The following is a 16,975-nucleotide window of genomic DNA, read 5'->3' as shown; positions in this document are numbered from 1 at the left end:
TAGTCTGTGAGTTAGATCTCTGGAACAATGTGTCTATGATAAAACTTGGTATGAGATTTCAAATCTAATCTAATAAACTGCTTTTCTTCAGACTTTTTTATAAAATTTCAGTTATGTAATTCCATACTAGTTTCTAGTTCGTTTATTTCCTGCTCCAACTGAGGCATTTCGCTCAATAAGCAAGTTAACTCATCTACTAAATTAGTCATATCTTCAGCTATACTCAACAATTTCTCTGAAGTATAACTAGATATATATTCATGTAACCCTGTAGTGTGAAACGAATAAATAAGTTCTGACATACTTACTTTCGCTGAGACTTCAATATATAGATCTTCATTAGTGACAGGAGTAATTAATAGTCCTTCTGAATTGATTATTCCTGCTGTTGTCTCCCAAATAATTGGCTCTCCCTGATATTCTATGGGATTACCTTGTAAGTCAAATTCTGTAATAATCTGAAACTTTTTAGTTTGTCCTGCTTGAATTAGAAACCGAGGTGAATATATCGCCAAGCGATTTTCTGTTATCTCAACATAATCTTTTTTAAGACTTGGCTTAATATCAATCTCGATCTTAGCTTCAACATCTTTAACTTTTGCAGTTATTTCTACATTATCTGTATCGTCATTAGCAATAAATATGCCTTGTAAATCTATTTTGCCTGAACTAGCAGTCCAGATAATTTGATCTTGAATGTCTAATTTATCTCCTGCTTGGTCTAATCCAATAACTTTAAGTTGTATGCGATCGCCTTGTTTAATAGTGCTTGGTGGTAATCGAAACTGTATTTTTCTTAATTCAGGTAAAACTAGATAGTCAATGGAATCACTGAGATTACTGAAAGCTTCTTTGAAAGACAAATTACTAGCTTTCTTTAGTAACTTAGCTATCCTACGTCGTCCTATTTCGATTATCCATCCTTGTACCAGCGCATCGGTTTCTGACAAAGAATCGTCATTATTAGTCAATTTAGCAGAGGAGTTAATATATCATCGAAAAACTCTTCATTGGCGATCGCCCACGATAAAATCCTAGTTGATACACCAAGAGTTAATAGTGTTGTTTTAGCTGCTGTACCGTGTTTTGCGGTATGTTTTGATGTAGCGGTTACTTGATAAATACCTTTGGTATAATTACGAACAACCAGTTTTCCATCTTGATCGATTGTTCCTCCTGTAGCTGACCAAATAATTTCGCCACAGTCAATCGGGTGGTTATATTGATCGAACCCTAAAGCTTTAAATACTTGTTCTTCTTCTGGTTTTAGGCAAATACAATCAGGCTCAACTTTTAAAGTCTTTAATTGACGTATTTCTATTAACTTGCAAATGCTTTCTACATTGACTGTCGAAGTTACTTTAATAGCACCAACTTTAGCTGTGACTTTAACTACAACATCATTTTGAGAGTCGATTGAAAATAAACCTGTAGAATCAATTCTTCCTTCTGTAGCTGACCAGGATATGCGATCGCTTATTTTTATCTGATTATCAAATTTATCTAAGCCAGTAAGCTTAAATTGTATTGTTTTTCCCGATTTGATTGCGGTTTGGGATGGAGATAATGTTAACCGTTTTAATTCTGGTTCGATGTCCGAAAAACTTGAATAATATATTTGCTCTCTTTCTATTTCGCAATGACTTTCTGTTTCTAAGTTGCGTTCAAATAAAACACTAGTCTGCGTTTGAAAACTATTTTTACTACAATACTTGTTTTCGGTACTAGAAGATGGTTTTTCTTTTGTACTATCCTTCGTTGATGCTTGGTAAGTTTTTTTCTTATAGCTCTTATCTGATTTCGCTTCTTCCTTGACTACAGTAGATTTGACATTAATTGTAGTTTTCTCAGTTTCCTCTTTATCGGATACAATATTTTCTCTTGTATAAGCTCGTGCAGTTGAATATTGAGAACTATTCTCTTCTTTCGATTGTTCTGGCTCAGGAAGAAATATCGCTAAAATTGCAAATAACGCAAACAGACCAAATAGTATAAAACTAATTGGCAGAATATTAGCAATTATAAGATTAAGTACAAACTGAATTAGGGATGCTATTAGGGTCAAAGACACACCTAAAGCTAGTATAAAAATGCCAATGATAAAAACTATAAAACTAACCATCAAAGCTAACCGAAGTGAATAAAACTTAGCTTCTATTATTGGCAGTTATTTAGGTGTTCTGGTTTGTTTATAAACTGTAAATCTATTGATCTTATCCCTTGACAAGTATATTAATTATGAATAATATTGATTTTGCTAATTCTCAACAGATAGACGCAATATTTCAAGAAGCGGTAGACAAAGCGATCGCTAAACATCAAGAACGAGGTGAATCAATTGCGTAACGAAGTCATGCCGTAGGCTTATCGCAGATAAAAGCGGAAAAGTTTGTATTATCGCAGCAGAATATATCGATCGCCTTAAATTACAAACAGGTAAGAAATAAATAATTCCGAAAAAATTTTAATTTATTAAGAATTTAACCAATCTTCTAGCTGTAAACCAGTGATATTAATAAAATGGCGAGTATTATTAGTTACTAAGATATCTTGTCGAGAACGGGCGACTGCTGCAATTAAAGCGTCTATTTCTCCCGTTGGTTTACCTTTGCGTCTGAGTTGTGCTTGTATTTTGCCAAATTCTAAAGCTGCTTTTTGGTCATAATCTACTTTAGGCAGCGAACTAGTAAATTGATTTAAAGCAGTTATATTTTTCTCAAATTTACTCGAACAATAGACTCCTTTGTATAATTCTGCCAAAACCAAGGTAGAGAGATAGCAATCTTGATGTTTTGATTGGAACTGATTAACTACCGCAGTATTGCTATTGCCCTTAAGAAAAGCTATTTTTGTGTCGATTAAATACATGAAAAATTATTCAAAAGCATTAAAATCTATATCTCGTCCACGATCGTGGTTCTCGATCTATTTCTGTAAAGATTTGCTCTATTTCTGGGTCATCTTTCCAAGCACCAATAACTTCCTGTAGTTTTTGCCATTGGTCTATTTTTTGGTTCAAAGAGCGATCGGGAATTTCCACCATAACTTCTGTTCCATCGGGGACAGAAACTGCTTCAGATAGCTGAATTGACTTACCTTGAATAATTCCTTTAACTTTCATGTTGTTTGCCCTTAACTCATACTCTAATTATGCGATAAATCGCTATGCTTCAATTTAAAATAACCGATAATTTTTTATCTAAATAAAGCTCGATCGCTTCTTCGATATTTTCTAAAGCTTCTTCTTTTGTATCACCGCATGAGGTACATCCAGGTAGTTCTGGACACCAAACAGCCCAATCACCTGTTTCTGAATCTTGCTTTAATACAACACGCCATTTTGTCATAGTTGTTTTTTCACGATGCTTTTTTAGTTTATCTTCTTATTATAGAGTTCTTGATGTTTTGGAAGAAGTATGAAGTATGAGGTATGAAGTAACTGCTTTTTTCTTCCTTCAAACTTTAAACTTCATAAAGATAATCTTGTCTGTTCATAAATCACCTTGGCTTTAATTTCATCCATTGATAACCAGAGGGAAGTTAAGGTTTTGTGTTCGCTAGCACTTTTGGGTATGACTTTAAACGCTATTTCGATAGTTTTCATTAGCATTTCATTATTAATCAATCCCGTATTCTTGAGGAAGTTTCTAACTAACTGCGGGTTTTGTTCTTCTTCGTAAATAGCCATGATTGCGTGTAAGCCATCGATTAGATATGCAGGGTTAAAATTCTGCGCGTCAACGGTAAATGCGCGTTTTTTATGTCTTTGTTTGGGAGTGAGGATAGTACAGCTACCACTTTTAGAAGCAAGCAGCTTATAGACTTTGGCTAAATCGTTTACGTCGAAACCACCAACTGCTAGGGCTAACTGTCTGGCTTCATCGAATGGGAACTCACGGGCTTTGAAAGCATCCCAGGCGAGGAGATACCATTGAGTCAGAGGATCGAAACCTGCGGTGTCGGTTTGTACCAGCTTGCGGAAACGATAGTTTGCGATCGCTTTTCTAGCTTCGGCAAAAGCAACTTCGGGGCGTACTTCTTCACCGCTACTGTCTAAAATGGGATAGGAACGAGAGAAGACATTCAAAGCCGAACCAAAAGCACTGAGATATAGGTCAATTCCTGTAATATCATTCTCTTCAAATTCGGGGGCGCGTTGTTCGACGAGGTTAGCCACTTCGGGGCGCAAGTCATCCCACCAGGCTTGTTCGGCATCAGGATCGCGTTTGCGACAGACTAACAGTACGGTACTAGAAACGGAGTTTTTCTTTGCTTGGTGTAAATTCTGGGGGTTTTCGGTACTAACAGCCCAAGATGCGGTAATCTCAAAGCCAGCATCAATCAGGGATTTAGTCAGCACATCCCACGCCCCAGATTCTTTATGGTTAAACTGTACCGTCATTACCCCGTCATCCCGTAAGACGCGATAATATTCGCTAAACGCCAGTTGCATCTTGGCTTCATAGTCTTGTTTAGCCAGTTCTTCGGGAGATGCACCCATATTACGGAAGCGAGAAGGATTAGCAACCGCTTCTCGATCTTTATCCGTAAGTTCCGACCAAAATAAATCGGGAAATATATCGCCTAAAGTGCGTTTTTGCCAGACATAGAAAAAGTCTGAAAGTTCGGCGTATTGGATGGTTGAATAGTATGGAGGATCGGTTACAATTGTGTCTACAGAGTTGTCGGGATGTGAAATAGGCTATCGGCTGATAAGCATCTATTGTGGTATAGATTTCGCGAAACGCCCTTACAAATCCTGGGATGGTTGATGAGTCGAAGTTTGTAGCGAAATAAGAACAAAGTTTTGTATAGTCTGAAGTAAAAGCATTTGCACATGAATTCCATAATTCCCCTTACCGTTGAACTTCAGGATAATTCCACATTAAATTTAAGCGTGTTGTGCAGATGCTCTTTCAATGGAAGCTCTAGCTGTATGCCAATGAGATAATCTACAATTAGTATCAACACATCTATCTAAAACCAAAGCTAAATAAGTTGCGATCGCTTTTACCTTTCTGTGGTTCGTATTCTATCTGTAGCTTAGATTTCGCCTCGTTGATAATTTCTACATAGGTAACAAGAGTTAAAAGCTGGCGCGGATTGAATAATTTATCCCATCGATCTAAACCAATGCTAATCATAATCTTTCAGCAGTCATATGACCGTGAAGGAACTTCTACATCAGGAACAATACTACTTATTCCAAAGGATTCTAATTTTTCAATATATTCGTTCAGCTCTTAGCAACACCTTCTAAATCTAAATCCGTAGGAATTCTAAACTGTAAACCTCCTTTACCTTCTTTGTAAGCAACTGCGTATAATTGATGACCTAATCCGACATGATTTTGCCTGATTTAATGTACATCATCTTCAATTACGCTGGTGCAATTCGGACATTTACCAACACCTCTGCTAATAGTGGTTGTGGTATCAGGATCGTATTCTGTGAAGTTTGAAGTATGAGGTTTGAGGTATGAAGTTGTAATCGCTTCTTCCTTCGTACTTCTTTCTTCATACTTCATAGAAATTTCAATAGTTGTACCTTTTCCTTTACTTCCTTGAATTAATTCAAAATCAACTCGCTTATTTTCAGGATTAGGAATAGGTTTTACTGCATACCAATCACTCGTAACTTTTCTTTCTTTTCCTTTCCCAGCATAGTTACTCGTCTTACTTAACCACCAATTAGGACTAAGAGGAACAACCGACTCACAATGAGGACAGACAACCGTATGCGCCCAAAGATAATTCTGTACCTTTTGAAGTTTGACGTTTGAAGTATGAGGTATGAAGTTTGTAGTTATCTTTCCTTCTTCCTTCGTACTTCTTTCTTCATACTTCGAGGGAAAAAACTCAGCTAATCTTTTCTCCGCTTCATCGCCAACAAACTTGACCCATTTATCTATATCCTGCTGTAAATCCGCCCCAAACTTGAGGGGATATTCCATTGCTGCTTTCATCGTCACCACAGCCACAGGATTTAAGTCTGAAGCGAGGACATTTAAACCATATCTAGCTGCTTCAAAAGGTATGCTTCCGCCACCTGCAAAGGCATCTAAAACTACAGGCTTTCTTTTACCCCAAACCTTGTCGCAATACTCCTCTAATTTCTCAATAATTCTACTTGTAGGAGGAGTTTTATATAACTTTATCTTTCCTTCTTTGGTAAGGGCGTTTCGCGAAACGCCCCTACTAATCCCGTCTTTTTCTGGATGCAAACCTAATAAATATTCAAACTCTTCCATCGAAATATCTGCTGGTAAAAGAGAAGCTAAAACCGAAGCACGAGAAAAAGATAACGGCTTGCGAGAATACCAACGATGTAACCCCTTAAAAGGATTTCCCCCGTGTTCGTAATACACCTGCTGATTGAGAAGTTTTACAGGCATGATTTTCTCAATGAACACCTGGGGACGTTGGGATTTAGTCATAAGTAATATAAAAAGTATTATTATTTATACAGAGGTTACATAAGCTCCTATGACTTAATAATTCCCAGAAACAACGGATCTCAATCACCGTAGACTCACAGTTACTTGAAGAAGTAGACCAAATGACCAAAAACCGTTCGGCTGCGGTGGAAGAAGGTTTACGTCTGTGGCGCAAACAACAAATTGAGGAACAGTTAAGAAACTTCTACCAAAACCGTTCTCAGGCTGATATTGAGTTTGAAAAAGAATGGGTAGAGGAAACTCAAGAACAAGCGATCGCAGCTTGGGAGGAATTTCCTTGGTCAGAATCCCAATAAAATATGAGTAGTGAAGACTTTCCCCGTCAAAGACAGGTTTATTTATCTAAAGCCTTAAAACAGTCTGGAGATACCAAAAAACGTCCTGTGGTAGTTGTGTCGATAGATATCCGCAATCAATATAGTTCTACTGTCTTGGTTGTCCCTTTCTCTAGCGATACTTCTGATGCAGCTAACCCCAGCCGTGTCTTGATGAGAAAAGGTGAAGGAGGATTAAATCTAGATTCTGTAGCGATGTGCGATGTTCTGACCAATATTGAGAAACGCTATCTCGAACGTGGTCCTTATGGCGAAATAACCCCCGAATTATTCACCCGTATTCAAAGGGCAATTCAAATCGCGATCGGAATCTATTAACTGAAGTATGAGGTATGAAGTATGAAGTATGAGCTACAAAGAGCAGTTTATTTGGAAAAAAGCAGTTGATTTATCGGTACGTTGTTACAAGTTAACTGCGTATTTCCCAAAAAGCGAAACATATGGAATGACTAGTCAAATTAGAAGAAGTTCTGTTTCTATTGCTAGTAACATTGCCGAAGGATATGGAAGACAAAATAAAAAAGAATATATAAGATTTTTACGTATAGCTTTAGGTTCTGCAAGAGAATTAGACACTCAATTAATTATTTCCCTAAGAGTAGAATTAACAAAAAGCAATTATATAGAATCCGTTTTGAAAGATTCAGACGAAATTCAAAGATTATTAGTTACAACTATTAACAAGTTGTCAGATTAAACTTCTTCCTTCATACCTCATACTTCGTACTTCACCATGAATAAAACTATAGAACTACCAAGTGGCAAAATTATCGATCTAAATCGCTTTGTGGCTTTAGTACCCGACGAGAAAACAGAAAATGAGCAATACTATTTAATTTTAGAAGGCTACGATAAAGCGATCGCCTTGGATTCCCAAGAAGCAAGATCGGTAAAAGAGCATCTCAAAGTGAAGTCAAAGCAAAATAGCAACGGTACATGGGATAGAGAAGAACAATTACGTAAAAACCAACCTGCGATCGAGTTGCTTAAGAAGCGAATTGAGAGGATTAAAAAAGAACCACCATCACCTGAAAAAGAAGCAGCTTTTGAAAGATTCAAAAAAAATATCGACGCTGAAAGATCTCCAGGACGCAAACTATACGAGAAATAAACATATTAGATGATTGTATTTATTGATTCTGGGGTATTAGGCAAGCTTTGTAATCCTAATCGTACAGAAGAAACTATTGCTGTTAATGATTGGCTATTTTCCCTACTATCGAAAGGCATTTTTGTGGTCAGTAGCTACATTTGTGATTACGAGGTGAGAAGAAGTTTGATATTAGATTCTCTGAGGAAACCTAATATTAATAGCATTGAAGATTTGGATGAAATCAAAAAATTAGTAGCCTTTTTCCCAATAAGCAACGAGGTAATAATAGAAGCTGCTAGTCTTTGGGCAGAAGCTCGTATACAAGGAGTACCCACCGCAGACGATAAAAGCCTTGATGCGGACATAATCATTTGCGCTCAGTTGCAAGCTGCTAGAGCAAGAATATCCAGGCAGATATATAGTTATTGCAACTACCAACGTCAAGCATCTAAGTCGCTTCACTGAAGCAAAAAAATGGCAGGAAATCGAGTTTTGATTTAATCCCCAAACAAAATTCGTAGGGCTTTTAAAGCATTCTTACGTCTTCCATTAGCAATCATGGCAAACCAATAATGAGCCTCTTCATTACTCATTGCCGAAATACCCTGAGCAATTTTAATAATGCGATCTGGCTGTGAAAGAGGGCTAACTGTTTGAAATAAGATTGCTGTTTGCACTCCTAGTTCTTCTGTCAAGATATAAGGAGATTGACGCTTTGCAGAGAGGGATTTGGGATCGTAGTCATTGGCTTTGAGGATTTGATAAATACTCTGCTTAACAACATTTAAAGTACTACCTTTCAAACAACCAATCTTTTCCGCAGCAGGACGTTTTTTTTCACCTGCTTTTTTATAAGCGCATTGATATAGTTCCAGCAAAAAACTATTATTGTCTGTAGTAACAACCCGTAATTGAAATTCTTGCATGATTAATATTTCACTCTTACAGAAAGATTGAGACGTTCTACGGGATTGCGCTGAAGTGCTTGATGAATATCGTTTAATTCTTTGCCCCCAGGAGCGATACCAGGCTCAAAATCAATGATTAACTTTAGATTTACATCAGCCTGAGCTTCGGGACTATTAAGTAGTCCGTTAATAGTATTAAAGAAGCTCTGAAAGCCTTTCATTTGCCCTTGATATTCCAAACGTACAAACTGATCGTCACCTGCTTGAATAGTTGCTATTTGGTCTATTTTTAGGGTAAAACGATTTAATAAAGGAATAGCTGTTCCTAATTTGCGGTAATCAAGCAACTTATCTACTGATATTTCAATTGACTCAATCTCTTTGACTTTGCGATCGCCACACAGATCGATTAAGCCAGTAAAAACTTTATTGACAGTGCCATCGAGTTCGATAACAGGCGATCGATAATCGAATAAATTAGCAGTGCTGCCATTGCCATCATCATCAGGGTTATATTTACCGTTTGGTTCTTTTACTTTTCCATTTCGGGAAATTACAGCTTGAGTTTGTTGTTCTGCCGTTTCTCCGTTGCCATAGTCAGCAAGCACTTTAAAGATTGTTGTATTAGTAATTGTCGTCTCGTATTCATCAGAAGGACGAAACTCGCCAGGGACTATAGTTCCATCTTGATAGAGACTAGTTTTCAATGCTCCTTTTGCCTTCCAGCGTATTCGGATAGGTTTAGCCTCTTCTGAACTGGGCATTACCTGAGCATTTAATTCAATTACTCTGGGTTCGGGTGGTTGCAGAATTCCGCGACGATAAAGAATCAGGCGATCGCTAAATTCAATTGATTCAGGTGAGGGCGAATGACCATTCGCCCCTACATTGCTTTTAATGTAAACCTTTTCTCCTACTTTCATGTCCCAATGACCATCCTGTAAACCTTGACGAATGGTGTCTCGCAGTAGAGAAATTTCTGCATCTAATAAAATATTGAGGTTTAAATCTTTAGCAAAAGCATCTTTTAAAGCTTTGGTTGTCCAGTGGTCTAACCCCTTACTCCAAACCTTCTGCAAAATATAAACAGGGGCAAAAGGCTTAGAACCTTCGGGACGAATTTTTTCACAGTCTTTAAGAGCTTTGAGAATGATCGACTGCTGATTGCTATTACCTTTAACAACACTAGAATCTTGAGCAGGTAAGACATAGTGCATTAACCCAGTAGGAGCTTTAACATCATCTTTTGTGGGATAAAATAGATGACGATAGGCATTAGTCAGGGATATCCGCACATCTAAATCTTTACCTCCCTCTCTTTTACGCAGTTGTTCTTGTTGAGAACCTGATAAATCTTCTAAACGGGTCTGATTTTGGAGAACATTTTGAATTGCTTTGTATTCTCTAGCATTGTCAATGGCTCGTTCTATTTCTTGTTTGTTGGCGACTAAAAATAATAAACGATTTTTATACAGGCGGAATTTACCTGATTCTCCCGTATTATTAAAAATCTGCTCGACAATATTAGGTGGACTATCAACAGAGTTAATAATGGTAGCCTCGTCAAAATCAATTAGACAAAGCGCAACAGTATCGGAGACATCATCTACATCCCCAGAACCTTCAGGAGAGAAAATGGGAGTAAATATTTTCTTGGCAAAAATACTATCGCGACGCGATCGCAAGTCGTCTTTAGCTTCGCTACGTCCTACCTGTTCTTTTTCTTCAGTGACAATTTTATTAATCGATGGTTCTTCTTTAAAGCGAGACGTAGAAGTAATCGGATCGTCATCGAGATACCAGGCTACTGCTGTTAATCTTTCCAAGGCGCGATCGATAAAACTAACTTCTAACCCTGGCGTTAATAATGACAGGTTTAATTCTGCTCTTTTGATACCAGAAGAAACACCCTGAGTCAGAGAGTGCAAAAATATAGTCCTGGCTACCCAACTAGAAAAAGGCGGTTTATCGGCTGCAATCCATTCCTCATCTTGTATCTGAGCATAAGCTTCTCTACCACTAGGATTATAGATATCTGCGCCAATAGGCGGGCGCATTTGTGGACGTTGTAATCTTGAAGTTAGATCATTGGTTATTTCTTCATCCAAACCCACAGGTATATTATGAGCGTGAATCATTGGTGTCCAATTTTCTTGATTCCGCCATAGATGCCTAACCACTTGCGCTAGTAACCTTAATGCACCTCTAGTCTTTTGAAACTCTGGAATTGAGGCAATTTTCTTGGTTAGCAGATTAAACAGTTCGGGATGAAAAGGATAACTTTGGGCGATCGCTTTACTATAACCAGCGTCTTTAGAAGCATCGGGTAAATTGCTACGACAAGCACGACAAGCAGTGAAATACTCTGATGCTGCCTTCTGGGCTGCTTCTGTACTAACGCTCTTAAATAACCGTTGCTTGACAATGTTGTAAACTTCTACATCGGTTGAAGGACTTAAAACCCTTTCCTGTCGTGCTGATATACGACTAATATCCTGATGAACTTGATGTAATTCTTGTTGTAGCTTCTGTTTTAGTTCTTCAGTTTCATCGGCAAAAGAATCGGATATTGAAGCAAGAGAATAAACTACAACCAAATTCTGACAAGAGGATGCTGAATCCATCAAAGAAAATAGAAAAGCTACTATTTGTTCTGCAAGGTCGCTTTTTCCCACTTGTTTGGCTTTGGCTGCTCTCAGATGACGAGCAATTTCATCTAAAATAATGACTGTCGGGCGATCGTTAATCAAACGATCTAAAACAGAAGTTCCAGGTGAAATTCCTGTCTCATCACTTCCTACCAATAACTGATATCCTTGTATTCCACCAATTTGATAAGCAATCTCCCCCCAAAGAGTTTTGGTAGTTATACCTGAATCACTATGGTAAATACCGTTTATAGGATCTAAGTCTTTACCATCGATTGCAGCAACTTGTATTGGTTGTTCTGGAATTAAATCGAGTTCGGCAAATCTTTCTAAGTCTTGAATTTTATTTCCTTCTTTACAGATATGCCATAAGGCAATCTCATCGTGAGTCTTCCCACCACCAAAGCTAGTTTCTAGTCTAATCACAGGTGAACCTGATGACTTGCCTGTTAACCTACTAAAAACCTCTCTAATCAGAGTTTTAATCCCATCTGTAGCAAAAGTATTGGCAAAGAAAATTTCACTATCTTGATATATCTGAGGGGCTTTTCCTTCCACCACCGAGCGGAGTTTTGCAGCGAAAAGATCTACAGAAAGTTCTCCTGCTAGTATTTCTTCTCTGGGGATACAGGTTTCAAAAATTGAGGGCAGCATAAATTAAGTCTTAGGCTAAGAGCTTATTATTAAAATGCCCATTTAATTGCGGAAAATTTCGTGATATCGAAATTTCTAGTCTTTTCCACACTCTAGAAAGTTCTTTCTCCTTCTTGCATATAAACTGTCGTTAGATGCGATCGCCTGAGTATTTAAATTTAAAATAAATATAGAGACTAGCTATCTTGTGTCATATACAAGGTACCTAGTTCACTGAAACAAACAACTAAAGTTAATAAGGAACGCGATCGCGCTCCACTCTATTCAAGACTCAAAATTTGTAAAGTATCTTGTTATCTTGTTGAGGCAGTAGACAATCAGTATATCTGATTTGAGTGATAGTCTACAGGCTTAAGTAACTAGTATATATAAACTATAAAGATTTATTTCTACAAGTAGACACAGTAGACAGTCTAAAATAACAAAACTCTCATCAGATATCAAAAAAAGTAGAGTTTTTATTTGTGTCTAGGTAATGCTCGTAAATTACATCTACAGAATTACCAACAGAATCAGCTAATAATTTAAGGTCAACACCTGCATGAGCTTGGATAGTGATAAAAGTATGTCTGGTCGAGCTTGGTTTAAGATACTGACTAATTTCTCCGCCTTGTACCAATCTAGTAACTACACCAAGATAGTAATATTTATTTTCTTCTTTACTTTTATCTATTCCTAACCATAAAGCACTAAGGTTAAGTCGGTTGTATTCTTTCCCTTTGAGAGTAGTAAACACATAGTCATCAGGATCAAAATCATGAGTTTTTACTTGGTGGAGTAAATTAGTTATGCGGGAGTATCCCTTGATTTTGAAAATACGAATTACATCTGTTTTAGTAGACTTGGTGATTTTAGTTTCACTAGAGTAAGATTCATCAAATACAATCCACCCTTTTTCTGACTTAACATTCTTCCACTTAAAGGCAAAAGCCTCACCTAGACGACACCCTGTTAAAAACAAAAACTCTACTAAATTAGCAATCTGACGTTCGCTGTCTTTGTGAGAGGTCTTAAAGGTATCAATGATTATATCTCTTTCTTCGAGGGTGAATGCCCGATAGTCTTCTTCCTCAATAAGTTGTTTAGACTTCTTAGGTGGCTTGATATTATTTTTTAGCCCTACAAAATAATTCCGATTTAAGTTCCCTTGATTGATCGAGCGATCGCAAGCTTCTTTCAAAGCCGAAATCATCTTTCTAAGATTGGTTTTATTTATCCCTTGCTTCTGAAGCTCAAAAACTATTCTTTCTGCTAACTCCTGAGATATATATTCCCCGAAGTAAGGTTTTAACCAATTGGAAAAAGTTCGAGTGTATTTGGTTTTGTAGGTAGTTTCAGAAATTTTCCCTGTCTTGTATTTGTAGTCAGCAAATTCAATCCATAGCTCTTCAAGTTTAATGGTTGTGATGGTTGGGTGCAGAATAACATTTTCTACTTTGATACCCAGATATTTTTCAGACTTAAATCAAAGAGGGTTTCAACATCAGGGTGATCTATATCAGCCTGTATTCTTGCTGCTAAACTTTCCGCCAACTTACGATTTTCTGGAGTGTCTTGTCTGCCCAAACTCTTTAAAAACTGGCGCTGTCCGTAAAGCTAACGACTAAGTGCTGAAAGGAATTGAAGCCGAAGATAATCTTTGTCGGTAGAAATCTTTACCGTGTTGCTACGCTTGCTGGTTTTGCTGTACATTTCTTTCTAGTATTTTTCTAGTAAAAAACTGTTGTTTTGTAATCTTACCAGCTTAAAGTATTGATTTAAAAGGCTTTTAACACGTAGTGTTCGAGTCCCGTCAGTCCCGTTTTTAAAACAACTATAAAACATACAGTGTAAGGCTTCTATGAGTTCAGCAATTATTTCTTTTTAGTACTTTTCTAGTAGTAACTAAAGGAAAGTATTTGAATAACAGAGTACAAAACCAGTATGAAATGTTTGTATACTACAAAAATAGTACCAGCATATAGTATTCTTTTAGTACCCCTCAAAATTCTTTACAAATACATTGCGTGGATGCGATTAGAAGATACTTTGTTATTTAAACCGCCACACCATTCACATAATGCGCCTCTTGTAGCTTTAATTTTCTCTGGGGCGTTCCTTCAGATGTGGGGAAAAGCTGTTTGTCATCCCATACACCAGCTTTTAGCCAAGCTCGTATTTGTCTACGTAAGGTAGAGTATGTATTTAGTTTTTTGAGTAGCTTTTCATGGTCTATTTTATCGAAGCATTGGCTAATATCTACATCTAATACATACTTTGGAGTTGTCTTAATTACATTATGTAGTGCTTCTCTAACATCATGACATGAGCGTCTTGGTCTGTTAACCTAAGCCAGAGAGTCGCCTCTGTGACTCGGCTTCAAAACGGTACGTGACCCTTTCAAGTCATACCGCTCCTCGATACATAAATTCCACCTTTACTTGTGGCTGCTAGCTTTGGTCTTGTTCTTCTTGCTATGATTTCGGTGAACCTTGTCATGGCAATGTAAGTGAAGTAAAACTAAGTTTTGATCTGAATTATTTGCGCCTTAATTATTAGGAATCAAGTGGTGTTTTTCCAGATTGTCTCCAGGTTCAAAAGACCGTTGACAGTGGTGACATTTACCTTTTTGCACCCTAAGCAATCTTGCTTTTTGAGGGTCTTTAGTTTGATATTTGTCCCCAAGTCGTATACTCCAGTAGATTTCATCACCGTCGAAATCGAGCGATTTTCTTTTACTTTAATCCATAGAGAAGAATTTACCGAGCTATTAAAAATGCCTTCCATGTGGACTAGAAGCTATTTCTGTTCGACGGCTGGAAACGTTTCATCTGCTACAGTTGAAAGATATATAGCTCAACAAAAAACCCGCGGATGATTCATCCCACGCTATCATGGACGCTTCGCTCGTGGGCTTTCATTTTCTGTATTGTCTCAATGTATCGCGGGTGTGGCGAAACATCAAATCCTTTAAAGGTGTGTTCACCGTTAAGTATTGCCGAGAAAGATCGATAAACTCAGCATTTTTAGCTAGCTTTTTACCATTAACAATACTTCTGCCATTTTGCCAAATATTCTGTAACCGACTAGCAAGTAATCTCTGGTTGTTTTTCGTCAGATGTTGTTTCAAGTGATCGCATTCAATCTCACTATGACGAAAATAATCGGTAGACATTGTTTGCCAAAATTATATGGTGCGCTCATTTGGTTTAGAGAGAGTCGAGAAGTAGTTATAACAATTTAAATTAGTATAACTTGCGATCGCACTGCACCGCGTATTCTAATGCAAGGATATAAAAATCGGCGATGGGATTATTTTCATTGCTGGAATAGCTAATGCGCCAAGAGCGATCTTGTAAGTACATCAATTGAGAGTTATTTAGGGCTATTTCTCAATTCAAGGCTTTGCTTGTTGTTTAGTCAGTGATTTAAATTACATGGTCATCCTGATTTTTGTCAGTACTGGTCTAAAACTATATTGTTAGTTTTAGAAGGTAGATATTTAAAAAAACAAAATGAACAATATTTTTAAGAGAGTTTGTACTTTTATAGTTGCTTTGGGCATTGTTATGATGGGAATAACTCAAGTAGCTTCAGCCAGTACAATAAACGATGTTTGGTCTGGAAGTTCAAAAGCAGCCAAAATTGTTTTTAAAGAAAGTCCAAAAATTGCTAAAGTAACTGTTAAATATGCACCCAAAGCAGCAAAAACTTTTGCTGCCAAAGCAGATTCATTAGGACTGATTATGGATGTGAGTGAGATAGCATATGATGTTTATAAAATGAGCGATTCGTATGATAAAAACCAGCAAGAACAAAAGATTAAATATGATTAGTTTTAACAGTATTTGTTTTTTTAGAGTAAATTAGCAAATAATGCATTCATTTTTTCTCTATACTTTTGTAAATTTCATGTAAATAGTGTTACATAAATATTATTGGTAGTATTTATGTAACACTATTTATTTTTCATGTCTAACTAATGCTTGGCTAATTATTCTGATGACATTTTTTTACTGCTTCAATTACCTGCACGGAATAGAGATCGATTAGATTTATCCTCAAGGATATCGCTTCGCATATGATAAAGGTATCCTGTATGTTGTACTTCGACATTATATTTATTCAATTCTGACTGGGGAAAGTCTTTTAGATTATTAGTAACGATTACTTTGGCTTTAGCTTTTATGGCTGCTGCCAGAACATGACGATCATTAGGATCTGGCAGACCTAGATTATTGATAAACCACTCATAATCATTTACCAAATAGTTACGAACATTTTCGTTCATCAAATTCCTGACTCGATAGAGCTTCTTCAGGGTTAAGTGTGGTTTGTTTTTGTGGCTGTAGTTGCTGCAATTGCTCTGTTTTACTTAACTAAGAGCGATCGCGAATTTCGACCATAGCTTATGTGCCATCGGGGACGCTAACTGCTTGTGATAGTTAAATTGTCTTACCTTGAATAATTCCTTTAACATTCATGGCGATCGCTTCTTGAAGCAGTCGCTACAACGGGGGATACCCCCCTTCGGGTGAAGCAGTTTCTTTAAGCGGGGGAACCCCGCCAACGAACTGCTTCACCGCAACGCGCTGCTTCGCTTTTTTAGCTTATATTTTTATTGCAAAAGATTATTTTATTTTCTCTATTCTGATTTTGGTATTGGCGCTCCTTTTGAAATATTTCTTAGAGTTATAGTAGGTAAATCTGATTAGCAACCGCTTCTCAATCTTTATCGGTAAGTTCAGAGAAGAATAGATCGGGGAAAATATCCTCTAGCGTGCGTTTTTGCCAGACACTCCGTACGGCGGCTTTTCTGTGGGAAGCTTCTTACCCAACCTCGACAGTTCTTACGAAAGTTGCTCATGGGACAAAGGCGTGAGCCGCATGTGACCCCCGCC

18 protein-coding genes and 3 pseudogenes are annotated in these 16,975 nt (G+C 37.3%); 7 read left to right on the top strand and 14 right to left on the bottom strand.

Annotation, left to right across the window (positions count from 1 at the left end):
* Window positions 1-107 precede the first annotated feature (107 nt).
* From SLP02_RS15030 to SLP02_RS26710, 6 genes and pseudogenes are all read right to left on the bottom strand, one after another.
* Window positions 108-971 (bottom strand): hypothetical protein, encoded by an 864-nt coding sequence (locus SLP02_RS15030; RefSeq protein ID WP_319421499.1) that lies wholly within the window; start codon window positions 969-971, stop codon window positions 108-110.
* Window positions 968-2,122, bottom strand: a complete 1,155-nt coding sequence (locus tag SLP02_RS15025; protein WP_319421498.1) for a hypothetical protein — start codon at window positions 2,120-2,122, stop codon at window positions 968-970. The genes SLP02_RS15030 and SLP02_RS15025 overlap by 4 nt, the downstream gene beginning before the upstream one ends.
* 350 nt (window positions 2,123-2,472) lie before the next feature.
* Window positions 2,473-2,868: a type II toxin-antitoxin system VapC family toxin gene (locus SLP02_RS15020; RefSeq protein WP_319421497.1), complete on the bottom strand. Its 396-nt coding sequence runs from the start codon at window positions 2,866-2,868 to the stop codon at window positions 2,473-2,475.
* Window positions 2,869-2,887: 19 nt separating this feature from the next.
* The gene (locus tag SLP02_RS15015) at window positions 2,888-3,121 is read right to left on the bottom strand and encodes a hypothetical protein (protein ID WP_319421496.1); all 234 of its coding nucleotides are present in this window, start codon (window positions 3,119-3,121) and stop codon (window positions 2,888-2,890) included.
* A 49-nt stretch (window positions 3,122-3,170) separates the two neighbouring features.
* Window positions 3,171-3,347 carry a type II toxin-antitoxin system HicB family antitoxin gene (locus SLP02_RS15010; RefSeq protein WP_319421495.1) on the bottom strand — a complete coding sequence of 59 codons (177 nt, stop codon included), beginning with the start codon at window positions 3,345-3,347 and terminating at the stop codon, window positions 3,171-3,173.
* Between the two features lie 122 nt (window positions 3,348-3,469).
* Window positions 3,470-6,394 (bottom strand): annotated as a pseudogene (locus SLP02_RS26710) (DUF1156 domain-containing protein).
* Window positions 6,395-6,558: 164 nt separating this feature from the next.
* On the opposite strand from SLP02_RS26710, the gene SLP02_RS14990 reads away from it, so the two are divergent.
* The 5 genes from SLP02_RS14990 to SLP02_RS14970 are packed head-to-tail and all read left to right on the top strand — an operon-like array spanning window position 6,559 to window position 8,350.
* The gene (locus SLP02_RS14990) at window positions 6,559-6,753 is read left to right on the top strand and encodes a hypothetical protein (protein ID WP_413467206.1); all 195 of its coding nucleotides are present in this window, start codon (window positions 6,559-6,561) and stop codon (window positions 6,751-6,753) included.
* Between the two features lie 3 nt (window positions 6,754-6,756).
* The gene (locus SLP02_RS14985) at window positions 6,757-7,110 is read left to right on the top strand and encodes a type II toxin-antitoxin system PemK/MazF family toxin (protein WP_319421490.1); all 354 of its coding nucleotides are present in this window, start codon (window positions 6,757-6,759) and stop codon (window positions 7,108-7,110) included.
* Between the two features lie 28 nt (window positions 7,111-7,138).
* The gene (locus SLP02_RS14980) at window positions 7,139-7,489 is read left to right on the top strand and encodes a four helix bundle protein (protein ID WP_319421488.1); all 351 of its coding nucleotides are present in this window, start codon (window positions 7,139-7,141) and stop codon (window positions 7,487-7,489) included.
* Window positions 7,490-7,525: 36 nt separating this feature from the next.
* Window positions 7,526-7,903: a hypothetical protein gene (locus SLP02_RS14975; protein WP_319421486.1), complete on the top strand. Its 378-nt coding sequence runs from the start codon at window positions 7,526-7,528 to the stop codon at window positions 7,901-7,903.
* Window positions 7,904-7,912: 9 nt separating this feature from the next.
* Window positions 7,913-8,350 (top strand): type II toxin-antitoxin system VapC family toxin, encoded by a 438-nt coding sequence (locus SLP02_RS14970; RefSeq protein WP_319421484.1) that lies wholly within the window; start codon window positions 7,913-7,915, stop codon window positions 8,348-8,350.
* A gap of 32 nt (window positions 8,351-8,382) precedes the next feature.
* On the opposite strand, the gene SLP02_RS14965 is transcribed toward SLP02_RS14970, so the two are convergent.
* The 6 genes and pseudogenes from SLP02_RS14965 to SLP02_RS14940 form a co-directional block, all read right to left on the bottom strand.
* Window positions 8,383-8,811 (bottom strand): DUF7680 family protein, encoded by a 429-nt coding sequence (locus SLP02_RS14965; protein ID WP_319421483.1) that lies wholly within the window; start codon window positions 8,809-8,811, stop codon window positions 8,383-8,385.
* A 2-nt stretch (window positions 8,812-8,813) separates the two neighbouring features.
* Window positions 8,814-12,095, bottom strand: a complete 3,282-nt coding sequence (locus tag SLP02_RS14960) for an ATP-binding protein (protein ID WP_319421481.1) — start codon at window positions 12,093-12,095, stop codon at window positions 8,814-8,816.
* A gap of 433 nt (window positions 12,096-12,528) precedes the next feature.
* Complete coding sequence (locus tag SLP02_RS14955; RefSeq protein WP_319421480.1) at window positions 12,529-13,287, bottom strand: tyrosine-type recombinase/integrase; 759 nt, start codon at window positions 13,285-13,287, stop codon at window positions 12,529-12,531.
* 239 nt (window positions 13,288-13,526) lie between these two features.
* Window positions 13,527-13,661 carry a hypothetical protein gene (locus SLP02_RS14950; protein ID WP_413467205.1) on the bottom strand — a complete coding sequence of 45 codons (135 nt, stop codon included), beginning with the start codon at window positions 13,659-13,661 and terminating at the stop codon, window positions 13,527-13,529.
* Between the two features lie 520 nt (window positions 13,662-14,181).
* Window positions 14,182-14,415, bottom strand: a pseudogene (locus SLP02_RS14945) (reverse transcriptase domain-containing protein); the annotation flags it as partial.
* A 221-nt stretch (window positions 14,416-14,636) separates the two neighbouring features.
* Window positions 14,637-14,861, bottom strand: a complete 225-nt coding sequence (locus SLP02_RS14940) for a hypothetical protein (protein WP_319423740.1) — start codon at window positions 14,859-14,861, stop codon at window positions 14,637-14,639.
* On the opposite strand from SLP02_RS14940, the pseudogene SLP02_RS14935 reads away from it, so the two are divergent.
* Window positions 14,824-14,952, top strand: a pseudogene (locus SLP02_RS14935) (transposase); the annotation flags it as partial. The gene SLP02_RS14940 and the pseudogene SLP02_RS14935 overlap by 38 nt on opposite strands.
* A 39-nt stretch (window positions 14,953-14,991) precedes the next feature.
* On the opposite strand, the gene SLP02_RS14930 reads toward SLP02_RS14935, so the two are convergent.
* The gene (locus SLP02_RS14930; protein ID WP_319421479.1) at window positions 14,992-15,249 is read right to left on the bottom strand and encodes a hypothetical protein; all 258 of its coding nucleotides are present in this window, start codon (window positions 15,247-15,249) and stop codon (window positions 14,992-14,994) included.
* Between the two features lie 340 nt (window positions 15,250-15,589).
* On the opposite strand from SLP02_RS14930, the gene SLP02_RS14925 reads away from it, so the two are divergent.
* Window positions 15,590-15,910, top strand: coding sequence for a hypothetical protein (locus tag SLP02_RS14925; protein ID WP_319421478.1), 321 nt, complete (start codon window positions 15,590-15,592; stop codon window positions 15,908-15,910).
* Window positions 15,911-16,095: 185 nt separating this feature from the next.
* Here SLP02_RS14925 and SLP02_RS14920 read toward each other — a convergent pair whose 3' ends face one another.
* A complete protein-coding gene (locus SLP02_RS14920; RefSeq protein ID WP_319421477.1) occupies window positions 16,096-16,365 on the bottom strand; it encodes a PIN domain-containing protein in 270 nt (89 codons plus the stop codon).
* Between the last annotated feature and the right edge of the window lie 610 nt (window positions 16,366-16,975).

It is taken from the genome of Pleurocapsa sp. FMAR1, from assembly GCF_963665995.1.
Taxonomy (GTDB): Bacteria; Cyanobacteriota; Cyanobacteriia; order Cyanobacteriales; family Xenococcaceae; genus Waterburya.
This window is presented reverse-complemented; position numbering and strand designations above follow the sequence as displayed.